Raw genomic sequence first — 18,487 nt, 5'->3', positions numbered from 1 at the left:
TGCTCAACATTGTTGGCAAGATTAAGAAACTTTATACATGAATCTCACAAAAAATCATTCGAGGTTTACCATTAATATCTTTTTCTACTGAAACTGTTGCCTGTGGAAAACTATCTTGAAAGAGTTTGGCTACTTTCTCCCCCTGTGTATAACCGATTTCTAATCCAATCAATGCTGGCCTATTCATATACGCTGGTAATTGTTCAGCTAATTTTCTATATAAAATAAGACCGTCTTCCTCTGCAAAGAGGGCACTATGCGGCTCATGCTCTAGAACAACACTGGACATTTCTTGTGCCTCATCAAAAGCGATATATGGTGGGTTCGATAAAACAATATCAAATTTCTCTCCTGCAAGTGGAGCGGCTAAATCTCCCAATCTAAAATCAATATCCGCCTCTAAGTGCTGTGCATTTTTTTGTGCGGTTGCTAGTGCCTCTTTCGATAAATCAGTTGCTATGACTGTTAATGCGGGACATTCTAGCTTCATTGAAATAGCTATGGCTCCACTGCCTGTACCAATATCAGCCAACTTCAATGCTTGCTTTGTAAATAGTTTAGGTAGTCGATTAATTGTTCCAAGTACCAATTCCTCTGTTTCAGGTCGCGGTATTAAGACAGATTCATCCACTAGAAAAGAACGTCCATAAAATTCCTCACGCCCAACACAATATTGTACAGGGCGTCCACTGGCATGTTCCTCTACGAGCTCATTAAATCTCATTTGCTGTACTACTGTTAATTCATCCTGCAAATGCAACATAACCTCTGCATAACTAGTACCAAGCACATGTTGCATGACAATACGCGCTGCTGTTTGTTCACGACCATTATCCACTAAAAAAGAAGAAGCCCACTCAAGGGCCTCCATTACATTTTTATAAGTCATCATTTAAGCGCTCTAACTTCGATGCTTGTTCTTCTAAAATAAGGGCATCGATAATCTCGTCTAGTCTACCTTCGACGATTTGGTCTAGCTTTTGAATCGTTAAACCGATACGGTGATCAGTTACACGGTTTTGTGGATAATTGTATGTGCGAATTCGCTCAGAGCGATCGCCAGAGCCAACAGCAGATTTACGTGTAGCATCAATCTCTTTTTGTGCTTCCTGCATATACATATCTGCAACACGAGCACGTAGAATCTTCATTGCCTTTTCACGGTTTTTAATTTGTGAACGTTCATCCTGCATCGAAACCACAACACCTGTCGGTAAATGGGTCATACGAACAGCAGACATCGTTGTATTTACAGATTGACCACCCGCACCAGAAGATGCAAATGTATCTACACGGATATCTTTTTCATGGATTTCAACATCTACTTCCTCAACTTCAGGTAAGCAAGCAACTGTTGCTGTGGATGTATGAATTCGGCCTTGTGATTCTGTAGCAGGAACACGTTGTACACGGTGCGCGCCGTTTTCAAATTTGAATTTTGAATAGGCTCCTTGTCCGTTAATCATAAAGATTACTTCTTTATAGCCGCCCATTGGGTTTGGCGTAGCTTCCATAATATCAATTTTCCAACCTTGCGTTTCTGCATAGCGGGAGTACATACGGAACAAGTCACCTGCAAAAATATTGGCCTCGTCACCACCAGCTGCGCCACGGATTTCCATAATAACGTTCTTATTATCATTCGGATCTTTTGGAATTAATAAAATGCGTAAACGTTCTTCTAACTCTTCCTGCTGTGCTTTTAATAGGTTAAATTCTTCCTTTACCATTTCATGCATATCAGGATCTTTTTCGCTATCTAACATTTCACGTGTGTCTACTAGTTGCTCTTTAACATTTTTATATTCTCGATAAGTATCTACTGTCTCTTGGATATCTGATTGTTCCTTGGAATATTCGCGTAATTTCTTACTATCATTAACAATATCCGGATCGCTCAAAAGCTCTGTTAGCCTTTCATAACGATCTTCCACTGCCTGTAATCGATCAAACATGGATTTCACCTCTATTTAGTTTTTTAAGATGCTCCTTTTTTTACAGAGAAGCCGCTTTAATCATAATTACGCTTAGGCGTAATGGCTTTTTCATTTCTTATTTCCACTACTTAGTATAAGGAAAATTTCACATGTATGCTACTTTTTCTTAGCACTGTTACATGCTATTTAGCTTTATAGTGGTGGATTTGCGTGACATTTTCGGCAAACAGGATAATACGTATCATTGCCACCGATTTGAATTTGATCACCTGTGTAAACTGGCTTTCCACTTTCATCCACTCGCAAATTCATTGTTGCTTTTTTATGACAGAACCAGCAAATTGTTTTCATTTCCTCAATTTTATCTGCATATGTAAGCATGTACTGGCTACCTTCAAATAGCTCATTTTGGAAATCATTTTTTAAACCAAAGCCCATTACGGGGATGTCCAATTTATCCACAATGTTAGCTAGTTGTAAAACATGTGCCTTTTTTAAAAATTGAACTTCATCCACAAGCACACAGTAAGGTTTGACAGCATTACTTTTCACTATTTCAAAAATATTTGTATCTTCATAAACAGGAATGGCTTGTTGTCGTAAACCTACCCGACTGGAAACAAAGCCCACCTCATCACGCGTATCTAGACCTGAAGTAAATATCATTACAGGCTTTTGTTGTTCTTCATAATTATGGGCAACTTTTAGAATTTCTATTGATTTCCCACTATTCATTGCACCATGTTTAAAATATAGCTGTGCCACTTTGTCTTCTCCCTTTCTTTGCGTCAATCTGGATTTTGAAAAGACTTGCATCAACGTAATTATTTACTGAAAAAAATACCTGCCAAGCGCATGCTTGGCAGGTATTAAACTAACATTAGTTTTTAAGACCGTATTTTTTGTTGAAACGATCCACGCGACCATCAGCAGACGCGAATTTTTGACGGCCAGTGTAGAATGGGTGACATTCGTTGCAGAACTCGACAACGATGTTTTCTTTTACTGAACCAGTTTTGAAAGTGTTCCCACAAGAGCAAGTTACTGTTGCTTCTTTGTAGTCTGGATGAATTCCTTGTTTCATATTCGTTTTCTCCTCTCGCCCTGAACCATCTGGAACAGAGTATTATCGAACTGTACCTTACATAGCCCGAATATGTCGACTACAAAAATTGTGTCGAAGTGGAACGTCAGCTACATATGTACACGTTGCATACTTTTGAAGTATAGCATAGTCATTTTATCATTTTCAAGTAAAAAATATTAACTGGGAGCCTTCTATAATTCTTATCCGCGAACTTCACGATAGTCATTGTCTACTAACCCAATTTTTTCGTTTCGTTCTTTGAAGCGAATATTATGGGATGATACATAGGCTACTTTCGGTGCATCTGGTTCCAAATAGAGTTTGGCACTATTTAATGCTAGTACCCCATCCGTAAATGCACCTGCTATTAATCTGACTTTACTAGGATGATCAATAAAATCACCAGCGCCATAGATTCCTGCTACGTTCGTTTCACGATTCTCATTGACAATCGCTACGCCATCTTGGATGTTTAAACCCCATTCTTCAAGTGCACCGTAATCACATTTTAAACCATGATTCACAATGACAGCATCTACTTCTACTCGTTCCATTTCATCAGTTTCTTTATTGACAATGGATACATATTGAATTAAATCACCGTCTCCATGCAATTGAACGACTTCATAGGGCGTTTTTACACGAACTGAGGATTCCTTCATGCGCAAGACATTCTTTTCATGACCACCAAAATCATCTCGACGATGCACAACTGTAACACTTGCTGCAATTGGCTCTAGCTCATTTGCCCAATCGACCGCGGAATTGCCACCACCTGAAATTAACACATGCTTGTTTCGGAAAATTTCTAATTCCTGTACTGTATAATGTAAATTCGTTACTTCATAGCGATCTGCTCCTTCTATTTCAAGCTTTTGCATAGAAAGAACGCCATAACCTACTGCTAAAATAACGGTTTTAGAATAATGCTTTTCACCTGTAGAGGATGTTAAAATAAATGTTCCATCCTGTTGTTTATCTAATTTTTCCACCTTTTGATTTAAGACAATCGTAGGATCAAATGTTTCAGCTTGCTCCACAAGTTGTTTAATAAGCTGCCCGCCTAAAATTGGTGTTACTCCACCAACATCCCAAATCATTTTTTCAGGATAAATTAACATACGACCACCTAGTTGTGAGCTATACTCGATAATCTTCGTTTTTAAATCTCGCATTCCACTATAAAAGGCAGTATAAAGCCCTGCTGGACCACCGCCAACAATCGTAACATCATATAGTTCTTCTGACATTTCTCCTTCTCCATCCCCTTTTAACTTGATTCAAACGTTAAATGTTTGATAAGTATTAATCTAATTTTCCCTTGATGGCAATACTATTTACACAACGGAAAAAGCGCCATTTATTCTTTTAATCGTGCTAGTAAATATAAGAAATAAGGTGCGCCTAAAACTGCTACAACAATCCCTGCTGGAATTTCTGAAGGTTCTAAAATCGAACGACCGATTGTATCAGCCATTAACACTAAAAAACCTCCTAATAATGCTGCAGTTGGCAATAAAAATTGGTGTTTGGCGCCAACAAGCTGTCGAGCTAAATGTGGCGCTACAAGTCCTACGAAACCAATACCACCACTTACAGAAACACTAGCTCCAGCTAAACCAACAGCAGCAGCCAACAGCCAACGTCGCTCTTTTTCAATTGAAGCACCTAGTCCTACCGCTGTTAATTCACCTAAATTCAATATGTTTAATACACGTGATTTTGAATAGACGAAGGGTAATAAAATGACTAACCATGGTAATAATGACAGAACAAATCTCCAATTTGAGCCCCAAATGCTACCTGCTAGCCATGTTGCGACAAATTGATAGTTCTCTGGTGATAGACGTAGTGTTAGCACAATCATAGCCGAGCTAATCCCTGCTGCCACAGCTACCCCTGTTAAAATTAAACGCATTGGTGTAATACCTTCATGGCGTCGATAAGAAAGTGAATAAATCAGTACTGCTGTCAAACCTGCTCCTACAAAAGCCAGTATCGGCAGTAAATAAACTGGCGCTGCTTTCGTAGTTGGGAAAAATGACACATAGAGCATAACGGCAAGACCTGCCCCAGCATTAATCCCTAAGATTCCTGGGTCTGCTAAAGCATTTTTAGAAATGCCCTGTAAAATAGCGCCTGAAATAGCTAAACCCATACCTACTAATACAGCAATCACAATTCTTGGAAGTCTGAACTCATATAAAATAAGTTGCTGTTGTGCATCACCTTGACCAAAAAGTGTCCGAAGAACTTCCATTGGTGTCAGTTTAATTACCCCTGTATTCATACTTATGACAAAGGTAATAACGATTAACACAATGAGCGTAGCAAGAATGGAGAAATTTTTCCTTTTCGCTTTCAGCTGACTTGGTGTTAAATAGCTGTTACTCATAGTTCTTTTCCTCCTTTTCGAGCTAAATAAAGGAAGAATGGTACACCGATAAAGGCTATGAGCGCACCAATTGGTGTTTCATAAGGTGGATTGATCACACGCGCTACTAAATCAGCTAACACAACAAGCAATGCTCCATATACCAAGGAACAAGCGATAATCCAGCGATAATCATGACCAACTATGTATCTCGTTAAATGAGGGATAATTAACCCTACAAAACCAACCGCACCGACAACAGATACTGCTGCACCCGCTAAAACTAAAACAATGATCATTCCCCATACTTTTACCACAGCAGTACGTTGCCCAAGCCCGACTGCAATTTCTTCACCTAAGCTTAGCACTGTGATGGAACGCGATAGGATAAGAGCTCCTATCATCGCAACAAGTATCCATGGAGATAAAATTTGTAGATGACTCCATTTTGTGCCCGAAACACCGCCCGCATACCAAAATGCTAGGTCTTGTCCAATACGAAAATAAAGAGCAATCCCTTCTCCTAGTGCTCCAAGTAATGCACTAACAGCAGCTCCGGCTAAAACTAGTCGCATAGGTGTCAAGCCACCTTTAGAAAGTGAGCCAATACCATAAACGATAGCAACACCAAGACCTGCACCTACAAAGGACCATAAAATTAAAAACATATAAGGCAGACCAGGGAAAAAGGCAAAACACACAGCTAACATAAAGGCAGCTCCTGAGTTCAAGCCTAATAATCCGGAGTCAGCTAATGGGTTACGTGTCATCCCCTGCATAATCGCACCTGCTACTGCAAAGCTTGCACCAACTAATGCTGCTCCCAGTACCCGTGGTAAGCGAATATCATGGATAATTTGATGTGTTGTTAATTCTGGTGAAAAATGGGTAACTGCTGTCCAAACAGTACCCAATGAAATATCTGCAGCACCAAAAGAAATTGATAAGCCAATGGCAAATATTAATCCAATAACTCCTACGATTAAAGCCACTACTCCACGGATCGGATGAGATCGCTTCTGTAGCTCTTCTAAATCGTTGAGCTCTCCTACTCCTGTCGACGTAGTCATTTTATTTCCTCCTCATAACTTCCAAATAACCATACTAACTAGCTTTTATTTTTTCATATCGTACAACTGATAAGATAGGCAGATTGGATTTTTACTATAGGGACATACAGCCATTTCAGCATCGATATTAAATACCTTTTGTAAATTTTCCTTTGTCATCACTTCTTTTGGACTGCCATTCACCATTAAATTGCCGTCTCTCATGGCCATCATAAAATGAGAGAATCGTGATGCATGATTTAAATCATGTAAAACCATGATAATTGTTCGTCCTTCTTCCTTATTTAGTTTTTGCAGCAGCAATAAAATATCAAGCTGATGTGCTAAATCTAAATAAGTTGTTGGTTCATCCAGTACTAAAATATCCGTGCCTTGCGCCAATGCCATGGCAATCCATACTCTTTGACGCTGACCACCTGATAATGCTTCAATTGGTCGATCACTAAATTCCCTTAGCCCCGTAACATCGATAGCCCAATGGATATATTCATAGTCTTCCTTTTGCAATGTACCAAAACCTACTTGATGCGGAAACCTACCATAGGATACTAGCTCAAAAACCGTTAATCCTCCTGGTGCTGTTGCTGTTTGAGGTAAAATAGCCATTCTTTTAGCCACTTCTTTAGTCTTTAATTGGTGTATAGCTTTGCCATCTAAATAGACAGCTCCATTTTGTGTGCGTAATACACGTGCAACAGCCTTTAGTAAAGTAGACTTGCCACAGCCATTTGGACCGATAATCGTGGAGATTTCCCCTTTTGGAATCTCCACACTTAAATCATTGACGATGAGCGCTGAGGAATAACCAATCGCAACATGATCTATTTCGAGTACTGACATCTTTAACTTCCTTTCATTTTTGAGAATGCTATTGATTTTAAATTTGTAAACCGAATTGAGCTGTATACAAGCCATAATATGCATTTTGGCGTTCCATTAATTGCTCGTGTGTGCCCTCTTCAATGATGCCCTTTTTCGATACAACGACAATTCTGTCTGCATCCTTAATTGTTGCTAAGCGATGGGCAATCACTAATGTAGTACGACCGATGGAAAGCTCGTTTAAGGCTTGCTGGATAGCTTGTTCTGTTTCTGTATCCAATGCAGATGTTGCTTCATCCAGTATTAAGATTTTTGGGTTTTTCAAGAAAATACGGGCAATCGATAATCGTTGTTTTTGACCACCTGATAATTTCACGCCACGCTCACCAATTAATGTATCCATGCCCTCTGGTAAAGCATTGATCACATCTGTCAGTTGTGCTCGTTGTGCGGCATACCAAATATCTTCTTCACTGGCATTTAAATCACCATAGGCTATGTTTTCACGAATGGTACCATCGAATAAAAAGACATCTTGCTGAACAATCCCAATATGCGAACGTAAAGATTGCAGTTTAAAATCTCGTATATCAATACCATCAATTTTGATGGAACCTTCATTCACTTCATAAAAACGTGGCAATAAACTACAGATTGTAGATTTCCCTGCACCAGAAGGACCTACCAAGGCAACGGTTTCACCAGGATTTACTTTTAAATTAATATGATGTAGGGCACGATTATTGGCAGCGTAGCCAAACGATACATTCGAGAAAGTAATGGCGCCATCAATTTCCTCAACCGCTTTTGCCTCTGGACGATCAGCAATTTCAGGTTCCGTTTCTAGAAATTCGATATACCGTCTAAATCCTGCCATACCTTTTGGATAGCTTTCTATAAACATATTGATTTTGTTAATCGGGCCTAAGAGAATGCCTGACAGTAAAATAAATGCGATAAAATCACCATTTGTTAAATGTCCATTTAACACAAAATACGCTCCTACAGATAAAGTGAAGAGTGATAAGACCTTCGTGAGTATGCCTGAAATAGCTTCATTCCAAGCCATTACTTTATAGGAGAACAGCTTTGTCATACGGAATCTTTCATTATTTACTTTAAAGCGTTTAATCTCATGATCTTCATTTGTAAAAGCCTGTACAACACGAATACCACTTACATTGTTTTCAACACGTGCATTGAAATCTGCGATATCTCCAAACATTTGACGGAATGCTTTGGACATTAATTTACCAAAAATAATGGTTAAAATTAAGATGATCGGTACTAGTAGGAAAATAAGAATCGTAAAAGTTGGATCAATATAGTACATGACACCGAATGTTCCAATAATCGTCATTGCTGCAATAAAGATATCCTCTGGACCATGGTGAGCAAGTTCACCAATATCCATTAAGTCATTCGTTAAACGAGAAACAAGATGCCCTGTTTTGTTGTTATCAAAATATCTAAAGGATAGCTTTTGTACATGGCTGAAGGATTCTTTTCTCATATCCGTCTCTATATTAATGCCCAGCATATGTCCCCAATACGAAACGATAAAATGAAGAATGGAGTTAAAAATGTATAATCCAAACAGCAACAAACTTGCCATAATGATCCACTTTATTTCCCCATCTGGCAGAATATCATCTATTACCTTATTTAAAACAATTGGAAACGCTAGCTCGATTAGTGCCACTAATATGGCACAGCTAAAATCTAAAATAAATAAACCTTTATAGGGCCTATAATATGAAAAAAAGCGCCGTAATAACATGGTGTAGCCTCCTATTGTGATCTCGTTTTACGTATCTAATAAATGAGCTATCAGCTATAGCTCTCATGTTTTCTCAGTTATTGTTGATGAGCCTTCGTAAAATCAACTATTTTGTCAGCTAGTTCTTCAGCTTGATGTAAGCCAGAGAGCGGATCAGAAGCAAAATAATATTCAGATGGAAGCTCTAATATTTGATTATTTTTAACGACATCTAAATTTGTCCATGTTGCTGGCAACTGGCCATCTTTGTTAAAGAAATTAATCATGAAGTTATAGTCACCTACATAATCACCTACTACTTCATAGGAAATCTCATAGCGTCCATTACTTGCTTCCTTTGTATCAAAAATCTCCTGCACCTTTTCTTGAGGTTTCATGCCCAAAATTTGATAGAGCGCTCTACCGCCCGATACACTTGATTGCCCTACAATCGTTGCATTTTTTTCAAACATTTCATAAATAGTAATTGTGGATCCTTCTGGAATCACATTCATGATTTTTTCTTTAGCTTTTGCTATACGATCTTCAAATTCTTTTGTAAAGTCCTTGGCCTCTTCTTGTCTTCCTAAGTAATTCCCCATTGCCTTAATCTCCTCAATCGCTGATTGATGGGCATCTTCAGCGAAGACAATTGTCGGGGCAATTTTTTCATATTTCGCTACATCTTCCACATTCCAAGTAATAATCAAGTCTGGCTTTAACTCTAAAACTTTTTCTAATGATACCTTACCATCTGTACCAATATTCGTAATTTCCCCATCCTTATAGTGTTGCTTTAAGAAAGCTGCATAATCAAGGTTAGCCGTGACGCCTCCAACTGGTACAACATCTAACGCTAAAATTTGCCCAAGATACCAATCGGTTACGATTCTCTCTGCCTTTACTGGAATTTCTACTTCGCGTCCACTATCATCTGTTACGGTTCTAGTCTCTGCCGTATCAGGCGAAGTTTGTTCGTCAACCTTAGATTGGCTCGTATCTTCATTACATGCTGCCAGTAACACAATCAGGCCTAGTAAAAAAGGTAGCTTTATATGCTGAATCATCTTGCTCATCATGATTTCATTTTCTCCATTCTCAAATCTTTTTGCTTGCGCGAGCTGATTATTATTGTATTGAAAATGATTCTCATTTGTAATGGCAATTTCGGACATACTAGCTGTATATTTCAGCCTAAAGCTACTTGGAGCCATATTTGTTGCTTTTTTAAAAGCACGACTAAAATAATATTCATCTTCAAACCCAAGAGAAATGGCAATTTCTTTTATGCCATATTGATTGGTTAGTAAATACTGCTTAGCTTGCTCTATTCTCAATTGTTGTAAATAAATTTGTGGACCTATTTCATAACGCGCTTTAAAGATGCGTAATAAATGCCGTGTACTAATCTGAAGCATATCTGCTAATGTCTGTATAGATAGTGGTTGATGAATGTGTTGCTTAATAAACAATCGTGCAGCTTCTGCCTTATCCATCTCATGTGGTTTCCCTTGCCCTTCCGCTAATTCTCGAAAGACATGGTAGATAAGCTCATAGAAGGAGGCCTTTACAGATAAATGCTCCTGAATAGAGCCAGATTGCCATTTACTGTACATATTTTGAAGGATGCTGTGAATAACGATCGGATTAGCGGGTACACAAGAGAAATGTGTTTGAAATGGTTGATAGTGCATGTGCAAATGTTGCATAAAAGCATCTTTGTACATGACATCCCCTTTATAGCTAATGAGAAAATAGCTAACACTCTGTTGTGCTGTAATCTGTAGACATTGAGATTTTCCTATATGAAAAATACTGAAGCGCTGCACATGATAGGGTTGATCATCAATGACAATCTGTGCACCACCTGCTGTGACAATAAGAAACGAGCTATATGTTAAAACCTTTGACACATGAACATCTGATTTATTTATGTAATCGATTTGCTTCAACTGGATAAATGCATTTTGCCAAAGAAGCATATAGGCATCATAATTCATCTTCGTCTCCTTCAAAATACATATTTACTTACCATTATATTGATAATGATTATCAATTTCAATATACATTTATAAAATAAAACTTATACAAAAAAATCACCATTGACAATTTGCTCGTCAATGGTGATGCCTTTTATAAAAGCCCCTTACCTTTTGTTGCTTTCTTCATATCTTCGTTCAGCTTTTCAAAAAATTCTTCATTTGATTTTGTTGTACGTATTTTTTTCAGGAAGCGCTCTGCAAAATCAGGTGCATCAGAAAATGTTTTACGAATTGCCCATAGTTTTTCAAGTTGTTCTGGCTCAAGAAGAAGCTCTTCTTTACGTGTACCTGAACGACGAATATCAAGCGCAGGGAATATACGGCGTTCTGCTAACTGACGATCAAGATGAAGCTCTAAGTTCCCTGTTCCCTTAAATTCTTCATAGATAACTTCATCCATACGAGACCCTGTATCTACTAAAGCGGTCGCTAAAATTGTTAAACTACCACCTTCTTCAATATTACGAGCTGAACCAAAGAAACGTTTTGGTCTATGGAATGCTGCAGGATCAATACCACCAGAAAGTGTACGTCCACTTGGAGGAATTACCAAGTTATAAGCACGCGCTAAACGTGTAATGGAGTCCATTAAAATAATTACATCACGTTTATGTTCCACTAAACGTCGTGCACGTTCTAATACTATTTCAGCCACTTTCACGTGGTTCTCAGGTACTTCATCAAATGTCGAGCTAACAACATCTGCATTGACAGACCGTTCAATATCTGTCACTTCCTCAGGACGTTCATCAATCAGTAAGACAATCAACTCCGCTTGTGGATGATTGGTTGTAATAGCGTTCGCGATCTCTTTTAATAAAGACGTTTTCCCTGCCTTTGGCGGAGCCACAATTAAACCACGTTGTCCAAAGCCTACAGGTGCCACTAAATCCATTATACGTGTCGATAAATTGCGTTGGTTTGTTTCAAGCTTAATTTGTCGATTTGGATATAAAGGGGTTAGTGCTGGAAAATGAACACGTTCCTTCGCTACCTCAGGATCTTCACCATTGACAGCATCTACTTGTAATAGGCCATAATAGCGTTCATTTTCCTTTGGTGGTCGCACCTTTCCTGACACCTTGTCCCCATTACGTAAGTCAAAGCGACGGATTTGGGATGCAGAAATATAAATATCTTCTTTACTTGGTGAGTAGTTGATTGGTCGTAGGAAGCCAAAGCCCTCTTGCGAAACAATTTCTAGTACGCCTTCCATAAAGAAATAGCCCTCTTGCTCTGAACGCGTTTTCAAAATAGCAAATATTAATTCTTTTTTCGTTAGCTTGCTATAATATGAAATTTTATATTGGCGTGCAAGGGCGTAAAGCTCTTTTAACGTCATGTTTTCTAATTGAGCGATTGTCAATGCAGACATATGCACAACTCCAGTCTTTTTCAAAATATAATACAATTTTATGGGGTTATCATTGAAGTTTACGATCGGCTCTGCTATTGCTTATATGGCTGCCTCAGTTTAACAATAACTATTGATATACTTTCCACCATATAACTAAACATAGCCTTAAAAATATGGGATGGTTATTTTAAGAAGAAGGTACCTAGCACAAAAGATGTACTAGGTATATTTTAGAAGAAAATAACATTAATATCTAGGTTTTTTCTCAAGAGCGTGACGGCCTTCAACAAAGCGAACCGTACCAGATTTAGCACGCATAACTACTGAATGGGTTAAGGCATAAGCACCTTTATATTGTACACCCTTTAAAAGCTCGCAATCTGTTACAGCTGTCGCTGCAAAAATAGCATCGTCACCTTTTACTAGGTCATCTAAATAAAGAACTTTTTCAACATCCACACCCATTTTTGTGCAGCGTTCTAATTGTTCTTCATCTTCAGGTACTAGTTTTGCTTGGAAATCTCCACCAAGGCATTTTAAGGCTACAGCCGCAATAACACCCTCAGGTGCGCCGCCTGTTCCAAACATAATATCAATACCTGTTTCATCAAAGGCCGTATTGATTGCTGCGCCAACATCGCCATCTTGGATAAATTTAATACGTGCACCAGCCTCACGAATTTCATCAACAATCGCTTGGTGACGTGGTCGATCTAAAAGAGTAGCCACAACATCAGAAATATCTTTATTTTTAGCTTTTGCTACTTGTAATAAGTTATAAGTGACTGAAGCATTGATATCTACTTTGCCTGCTGCTTCTGGCCCTACAGCAATTTTCTCCATGTACATATCTGGTGCATTTAACAGATTCCCTTTGTCTGCAATAGCAAGAACTGTCATTGCACCATTAGTACCTTTTGCCACAATATTTGTACCTTCTAAAGGATCCACTGCAATATCTACTTTTGGACCACCATTTCGTAAACCAAGTTCTTCACCAATATAAAGCATTGGCGCTTCATCCATTTCACCTTCACCAATTACTACTGTAGCATGCATTGGAATTGTATCGAACATTTTTCGCATCGCTGTTGTTGCTGCATCATCTGCCTCAATTTTTAAACCGCGTCCCATCCATTTCCCGGATGCGATTGCTGCTGCTTCTGTTACTCGTACTACTTCCATCGATAAACTACGTTCCATTGTTGCTTTGCCTCCCGTTATCGGCATCTTTATGTGCCAAAACATTCAAATTACCTCTATTGTAACATAATTGGTTGAAAACTTTTAGCTCTCATTATTCCTTTGTTTCAGCTACACGTGCCATGATTGTTTCACGTCGAATATCAGCGCCTAAATCACGTAATTTCTCAATAAGTGAGCTATAGCCACGTTCGATATGATAGATATCCTGAATCTCAGTTTCTCCTTCCGCTAAGAGTCCAGCTAATACTAAAGCTGCTCCAGCGCGAAGATCTGTAGCTGTTACGGTTGAACCATGTAATTTACTTGGCCCTTTAATAATCGCTGTGTTTCCTTCTACACGAGCATCTGCATTCATACGACGAAGCTCATCGATATGCTTAAATCGAGCTGTATAAATAGTATCTGTTACTTTTGAGGAACCGAATGCTTGTGACATTAACACAGCCAGTGGTTGCTGAATATCTGTTGGTAATCCAGGATATACCAATGTTTTGACATCTACTGCCTGTAATGTGGAGAGATCTGTTTTTGGTACATAAATACTTTCTTCACCGATTTCGAATTTCACACCCATTTCACGAAGCTTGGCAATGATTGCTTCTAAATGCAGTGGAATAACGTTATCAATTGTAATACCATCACCGACTGCTGCAGCCATAATCAAAAATGTGGAGGCTTCAATGCGATCTGGTATAATCGTATGCTCAGTACCATGCAGCTCTTCTACGCCTTCAATACGAATGACACTTGTACCTGCACCTTTAATATTGGCACCCATATTCGTTAGAAGTGTCGCTACATCAATTATTTCAGGTTCTTTTGCAGCATTTTCAATGACAGTACGTCCCTTAGCAAGTACAGCAGCAAGCATAATATTAATAGTTGCACCGACACTTGCCACATCTAAATAAATTTTTGCCCCAATTAACTCATCTGCACGTAAATAAATGGCTCCATGTTCATTGGTGATTTTAGCTCCTAAAGCCTCAAAGCCCTTTATATGTTGATCAATAGGGCGTGGTCCTAAAAAACAGCCTCCTGGTAAACCAATGACTGCCTTTTTGAAACGTCCAAGCATAGCGCCCATTAAATAATAAGAAGCGCGTAACTTTTTTACGTTGCCATTTGGTAAAGGTAATGCAATCATCTCTGATGGATCGATTGTCATTTTCCCATTCTCAAACGAAACTTCCCCACCAATTTCCTCTAATAAAGCCTTTAACGTCCAAGCATCTGATATTTCGGGTATCCCTCCAATAGTCACTGGAGAGTTCGCCAAAATTGATGCAGGAATTAAGGCGACTGCACTATTTTTTGCACCACTAACTTTGATTGTACCTTGTAGACGATTTTCGCCAGTAATTTTATAAACATCCATTTCGCGTTCTCCCTCATGATTGGAAAGTAGTATTTTTGCAATTGACACACTTTATAATCTTATTATTCGCCTTTTCTCTTATTCCAATCCGCTAAAAATCCTTCAATTCCTTTTTCAGTTAATGGATGGTGGAAAAGCTGCTTTAATACTTTAAACGGAGTAGTTGAAATATGTGCACCTGCTAAAGCTGCTGCTGTAACGTGTTGCGGATGACGAACAGAGGCAGCAATAATTTGCGTATCGATATTATGAATTGTAAAAATATCTGCAATTGTTTCAATTAACTCAACACCATTTTGACCAATATCATCTAAACGGCCGATAAATGGTGATACGTATGTAGCACCTGCACGCGCAGCCATCAATGCTTGGTTTGCACTAAAGATTAATGTCACGTTTGTTTTAATACCTTTATTTGCAAAGAAACGACATGCCTCTAATCCAGCAGGTGTCATTGGCAGTTTAACTGTAATGTTTGGAGCAATAGCAGCTAATTCCAAACCTTCTTTAATCATACCTTCTGCATCAAGTGCAATAACTTCCCCACTTACAGAGCCATCAACAAGCTCAGCGATTTCGCGAAGACGATCATGGAAAGAAACATTCTCTTCTTTAGCAACTAATGATGGGTTTGTCGTCACTCCTGATAAAATACCCCATGCATGTGCCTCTTTAATCTCTTCAAAATTTGCTGTATCAATGAAAAATTTCATACTATTTCCTCCTGATCATTTTTCTTATATTATTAAATATTTTCCAAAATTTCTTTATTTCAAAAACAAGAGAAGGTCGATTGAAAGCATCAACACTTCTCTTATTATGTGTATTTTTCTATGCTTTTGTAACATATTAAATGCAAAAATTATGCTTTTTGTGCACTTCCAAATTCACGAATTTTACCAATAACCGTTGCTTTAATGGCTTCACGAGCTGGACCAAGGAATTTACGAGGATCGTAAACAACTTTGTCGTTGTCAAGAATTTCACGAATTGCTTTTGTTGCTTCAATTTGATTTTCAGTATTGACGTTGATTTTAGCCGTACCTAATGAAATAGAACGTTGGATATCTTTTGTTGGGATACCTGTACCACCATGTAAAACAAGTGGAAGATCTGCCAATTTAGAGATTTCCTCCATTTCCTTAAAGCCTAAGTTTGGCTCTCCTTTGTAAGGACCGTGTACAGAGCCAAGTGCTGGTGCTAAGCAGTCGATGTCTGTTAGTTCAACCATTTTGCGGCATTCTTCTGGATCAGCGTAAATAATACCACCGATTACGCCATCTTCATCTCCACCAACTGTTCCTAATTCTGCTTCCACAGAAACGCCTTTAGCATGTGCGTATTCTACTACTTCTGAAGTAATTTTCACATTTTCCTCAAATGAATGATGTGATGCATCAATCATCACGGAAGTAAAGCCTGCATCAATTGCTTCTTTACATTTTGCAAAGCTAGAACCATGGTCAAGATGGATCGCTACAGGAACTGTAGTACCGTAAGATTCCATTAAACCTTTTACCATATGAACAACAGAAATAAATCCGCCCATATATTTACCTGCACCTTCAGAAACACCAAGAATCACTGGAGATTTTTCTTCTTCAGCTGCTTGTAAAATTGCTTGAGTCCATTCAAGGTTGTTAATGTTGAATTGACCAACAGCATAACCTTCTGCTTTTGCTTTAATTAACATCTCTTTCATAGATACTAATGCCATACTAAAAATCCTCCTCATAGGACTATTATTTCTACATAAACATGCCCCTCAATCATAGCAAAAATAATAGCCCCTGAAAAGCAGGGGCTATTATTTTCTACCCGAAAGCGTAGTATAACGGAGCGGCAGGGTCGACGAAGTGCAGTGTAACGCAACGAAGTCCACCCACCTGAAAAGCAGGGGCTATTATTTTCTACCCGAAAGCACAGTATAACGGAGCGACAGGGTCGACGAAGTGGAGTGCAACGCAACGAAGTCTTGCCCCTGAAAAGCAGGGGCTATTATTTTCTACCCGAAAGCGTAGTATAACGGAGCGACAGGGTCGACGAAGTGAAGTGTAACGCAACGAAGTCCACGCACCTGAAAAGCAGGGGCTATTATTTTCTACCCGAAAGCGTAGTATAACGGAGCGACAGGGTCGACGAAGTGGAGTGTGACGCAACGAAGTCCACGCACCTGAAAAGCAGGGGCTATTATTTTCTACCCGAAAGCGCAGTGTAACGAAATATCCATTCCAATTCGTCTTATATCAACATAAAAAAACAGGCCGTGTGTCCACCGCCTGCTTTTTAAACTTGTAAAGCTTTATTTACCTCATCACGCACTTCGAAAATATCAAACGGTTTCGTAAAGTAACGAATGGCTCCTAGTTCTAACGCTTCTTGCACAACATCCAACTCGCCATATGCTGTCATCATAAAGACAGGAAGCTTTGGAAATTTTTCTTTTAAACGTCTCAAAATTTCAATACCATCCATTCCTGGAATTTTCATGTCCAGTAAAACACAATCCATCTCTTGTTCGTCTGCATACTTTAATGCCTCTGAACCATTAGCTGCTAAATATGTAAGATATCCTTCCTTTTTCAGCACTTCATTTAAAAGTAAACGAATCCCCTGCTGATCATCGACAATTAGTAATCGTTTCACATTTCATTCCGCCCTTTTTAGTTTTATTCTTACACAAAAACTTTCTTTATTATGTATAATTCTCCTTTTTTAGCTTAATACCTTCTAGTATTATAAATTATCTGCTTTTGCTTTCTACCTTTTACCCCCTATAATATGAATAGAGGTGGGAACATGTCAAAAATTCTAACAACACAATTAAGTGGATTATTACAAAGAATTACACAAAATGAAGAAGAAGCTATTGAGGAGACTGCAAGGTTATTGGCGCAAGCCGCCATTGGCCAAGGAACTGTCTATTTTGCTTGCTTTGGGGAAATGCAGATTGTGGAATTAAATGCACTTCATGCAGTTGAACCGTTTAGCAAGTTAGCACCTTGGACTTCAGACACAAGCTTAACAGAAGCTGATCGTGTTTGCATTTTTACTCGAAGTGCACACGATGAAGAAGCACTAGTGTTAGCTCAAAAATTAAATACACAATTTATTCCCTTCGCGGCTGTGGCTAGTGAAACAGCCAGTGTAGATAACCCTCTTGCAGATTTAGCCTACACATATGTTTCTACACGCATTAAAGGCGGTTTATTGCCTAATGATTTAGGTCAACGGATTGTTGTACCACATGCACTTGCAGGTCTATTTGTATATGAAGCTGTCAAAATTGCTTATGATGAAATGATTGGGTTTGATGAAGAAGAACTGTAATCATCTATTTAAAAAGAGTTGTTGAAAAAAGATGATGTCAACGGCAGAAAAAGCAACTTGGCAAGGTGAGGGGTTGATTTCCGTTCCGCCAGCGTCCTTTCCAGGGGGCGTCCGATGAGCCGCTT

At 38.7% G+C, this 18,487-nt stretch carries 17 protein-coding genes; 1 reads left to right on the top strand and 16 read right to left on the bottom strand.

Going from position 1 to position 18,487, the window contains the following annotated elements; all coding sequences use genetic code 11:
* Positions 1–31: 31 nt before the first annotated feature.
* The 16 genes from prmC to JTI58_RS11780 form a co-directional block, all read right to left on the bottom strand.
* Positions 32–892, bottom strand: coding sequence for a peptide chain release factor N(5)-glutamine methyltransferase (gene prmC, locus JTI58_RS11855; RefSeq protein ID WP_205446819.1), 861 nt, complete (start codon positions 890–892; stop codon positions 32–34).
* On the bottom strand, positions 879–1,955 hold the full coding sequence (gene prfA, locus JTI58_RS11850) for a peptide chain release factor 1 (protein WP_205446817.1): 1,077 nt from the start codon (positions 1,953–1,955) through the stop codon (positions 879–881). Before prfA ends, prmC begins: the two co-directional genes overlap by 14 nt.
* Positions 1,956–2,129: 174 nt before the next feature.
* Complete coding sequence (locus JTI58_RS11845; RefSeq protein ID WP_205446815.1) at positions 2,130–2,702, bottom strand: thymidine kinase; 573 nt, start codon at positions 2,700–2,702, stop codon at positions 2,130–2,132.
* A 115-nt stretch (positions 2,703–2,817) separates the two neighbouring features.
* Positions 2,818–3,021, bottom strand: coding sequence for a 50S ribosomal protein L31 (gene rpmE, locus JTI58_RS11840; RefSeq protein WP_004269457.1), 204 nt, complete (start codon positions 3,019–3,021; stop codon positions 2,818–2,820).
* 203 nt (positions 3,022–3,224) lie between these two features.
* Positions 3,225–4,274, bottom strand: a complete 1,050-nt coding sequence (locus tag JTI58_RS11835) for an NAD(P)/FAD-dependent oxidoreductase (RefSeq protein WP_205446813.1) — start codon at positions 4,272–4,274, stop codon at positions 3,225–3,227.
* Between the two features lie 110 nt (positions 4,275–4,384).
* Positions 4,385–5,419, bottom strand: coding sequence for a FecCD family ABC transporter permease (locus JTI58_RS11830; protein WP_205446811.1), 1,035 nt, complete (start codon positions 5,417–5,419; stop codon positions 4,385–4,387).
* The gene (locus JTI58_RS11825) at positions 5,416–6,468 is read right to left on the bottom strand and encodes a FecCD family ABC transporter permease (protein WP_205446809.1); all 1,053 of its coding nucleotides are present in this window, start codon (positions 6,466–6,468) and stop codon (positions 5,416–5,418) included. The genes JTI58_RS11830 and JTI58_RS11825 overlap by 4 nt, the downstream gene beginning before the upstream one ends.
* A 45-nt stretch (positions 6,469–6,513) precedes the next feature.
* The gene (locus JTI58_RS11820) at positions 6,514–7,308 is read right to left on the bottom strand and encodes an ABC transporter ATP-binding protein (protein WP_205446807.1); all 795 of its coding nucleotides are present in this window, start codon (positions 7,306–7,308) and stop codon (positions 6,514–6,516) included.
* 37 nt (positions 7,309–7,345) lie between these two features.
* Positions 7,346–9,070 (bottom strand): ABC transporter ATP-binding protein, encoded by a 1,725-nt coding sequence (locus JTI58_RS11815; RefSeq protein ID WP_205446805.1) that lies wholly within the window; start codon positions 9,068–9,070, stop codon positions 7,346–7,348.
* Between the two features lie 77 nt (positions 9,071–9,147).
* Entirely contained in the window at positions 9,148–11,049 is a 1,902-nt protein-coding gene (locus tag JTI58_RS11810; protein ID WP_205446803.1) for an AraC family transcriptional regulator, read from the bottom strand.
* Between the two features lie 133 nt (positions 11,050–11,182).
* Positions 11,183–12,466 (bottom strand): transcription termination factor Rho, encoded by a 1,284-nt coding sequence (gene rho, locus JTI58_RS11805; RefSeq protein WP_205446801.1) that lies wholly within the window; start codon positions 12,464–12,466, stop codon positions 11,183–11,185.
* Between the two features lie 228 nt (positions 12,467–12,694).
* Positions 12,695–13,651 (bottom strand): class II fructose-bisphosphatase, encoded by a 957-nt coding sequence (glpX, locus tag JTI58_RS11800; RefSeq protein ID WP_004269449.1) that lies wholly within the window; start codon positions 13,649–13,651, stop codon positions 12,695–12,697.
* Positions 13,652–13,745: 94 nt separating this feature from the next.
* Positions 13,746–15,032, bottom strand: coding sequence for a UDP-N-acetylglucosamine 1-carboxyvinyltransferase (locus tag JTI58_RS11795; protein WP_205446799.1), 1,287 nt, complete (start codon positions 15,030–15,032; stop codon positions 13,746–13,748).
* A 62-nt stretch (positions 15,033–15,094) separates the two neighbouring features.
* Positions 15,095–15,745 carry a fructose-6-phosphate aldolase gene (fsa, locus tag JTI58_RS11790; protein WP_004269447.1) on the bottom strand — a complete coding sequence of 217 codons (651 nt, stop codon included), beginning with the start codon at positions 15,743–15,745 and terminating at the stop codon, positions 15,095–15,097.
* Between the two features lie 149 nt (positions 15,746–15,894).
* Positions 15,895–16,749, bottom strand: a complete 855-nt coding sequence (locus tag JTI58_RS11785) for a class II fructose-bisphosphate aldolase (protein WP_205446796.1) — start codon at positions 16,747–16,749, stop codon at positions 15,895–15,897.
* A gap of 569 nt (positions 16,750–17,318) precedes the next feature.
* A complete protein-coding gene (locus tag JTI58_RS11780; RefSeq protein ID WP_205446795.1) occupies positions 17,319–17,678 on the bottom strand; it encodes a response regulator in 360 nt (119 codons plus the stop codon).
* A gap of 153 nt (positions 17,679–17,831) precedes the next feature.
* Between JTI58_RS11780 and JTI58_RS11775 the strand changes: the two genes are divergently transcribed.
* Positions 17,832–18,362, top strand: coding sequence for a DUF2529 family protein (locus JTI58_RS11775; RefSeq protein ID WP_205446793.1), 531 nt, complete (start codon positions 17,832–17,834; stop codon positions 18,360–18,362).
* The last annotated feature ends 125 nt before the right edge of the window (positions 18,363–18,487 follow it).

The organism is Lysinibacillus fusiformis (genome assembly GCF_016925635.1).
Taxonomy (GTDB): Bacteria; Bacillota; Bacilli; order Bacillales_A; family Planococcaceae; genus Lysinibacillus; species Lysinibacillus fusiformis_F.
Note: the sequence above shows the minus strand (reverse complement) of the source record. Positions and strands in the feature narration are given on the sequence as shown.